The 1,302-nt window shown below is 31.8% G+C and carries 2 protein-coding genes; one reads left to right on the top strand and one right to left on the bottom strand.

All coding sequences use genetic code 11. The features are described from left to right. Nucleotides 1-247 (bottom strand): MarR family winged helix-turn-helix transcriptional regulator (locus AC1DTM_RS26925; RefSeq protein ID WP_477001322.1); only part of this gene is annotated, 247 nt, incomplete at its 3' end. 124 nt (nt 248-371) lie between these two features. Here AC1DTM_RS26925 and AC1DTM_RS26920 point away from each other — a divergent pair. Then, nucleotides 372-1,199: a PP2C family serine/threonine-protein phosphatase gene (locus AC1DTM_RS26920; protein WP_016104447.1), complete on the top strand. Its 828-nt coding sequence runs from the start codon at nt 372-374 to the stop codon at nt 1,197-1,199. Nucleotides 1,200-1,302: the final 103 nt, after the last annotated feature.

Genomic DNA, 1,302 nt, shown 5'->3' with positions numbered 1-1,302 from the left:
GGTTCACAACTCTTTCATCTTGTTTATTTCTTTCTTTCATGATAAATCCTTTTTGAATAAGACGTTTTACATGTTCGGACGCTGTGTTATTAGATAAACCAAGTTCAGAAGCAATTTTTCCAATTGTTATATCTTTCTCACKGGAAACGATTTGTAAAATACGAATTGCTTGATGAGAAAGATTGTCTTCATATTCATAGCGTAAGTGGTAGTATATTGTCTCCCAATGTGGATTAATGTCTTTCATATTATAATTCCCCCTAATTTTTATATCGTACTATAAGATATATTCGTCTTGTAAGAATTAAAATCCTGTTATTTTCATAATAAATGTTGAAAAAGTTTATTTTTATTGAAATATAAGGTAATCTATGTGTAAAGGTATACATTTAGCAAGAGAGAGGATGATAGCTGTGAATACATTTAAATGGATTAGTCATGAAAAGATGTATGTAGATCAAATACATGTTGAAAAATGTGGTCCTCTTTCAGTCGGCGTATATGGAGGAAATCAAGAGAGTGATGCATATGAAAGAGGAGATGCAGTGCTAGCTTGGTGGGATCCGAAATTAGAATTTGAATTTGTTATGATTTTTGATACACATCATAAAACAAAAAATATACATTATATAATAGAAGCGATTTCAGAAAGAGAAGAACAACTAAAAGAATTATTTTCATATCCAATCCATTTAGCTTTTCATCATACCCATATGTATTTATTAGCGTTATTTACAGATGAGCTATTTATCGAGAAATGTGACCAAGATGATGAGGAACTTGCATGTTTAATTTGTTTACGAAAAGGCGAGTTCTTATATTGGCTATCAGTTGGTGATTGCTTCGCGTATTTATTCCATTCAGAGCAAAAGGAAAATGGAAAAGGTAGGCTAAATAAGCGTAAGAACTATGAATATATAGGAAGAAAAAATGTTTTTGCAGCGAATACCCCTTGCTTTACATCAGGAATAAGGGGATTAGAAAAAGGTCAGAATCACATTGTAATGGCAACGGATGGTATTTTAGAATGTGATAAACGAAAGTTTGATGATGATCAATCTTTAGTAGAAATATTACACGACGGAACTTGTTTACAGATTGAGCCTGTATTAACAAATGTACTTCAGTGGAAAGGTAGAGATTGTGCCACTATTATTGGATGGTCCATCGATACTGAAGATAGACAATGTGCCAATTAATAAATGAAAGGGAGTTCAAGGGTTTTTGTCCTTGAACTCTTTTTTGTTAAGCGATATGAATATGATACGTTTTTAACCATTCATTTACTTGTAGCATATACTC

Source organism: Bacillus sp. P4_D3 (genome assembly GCF_056401855.1).
This window is presented reverse-complemented; position numbering and strand designations above follow the sequence as displayed.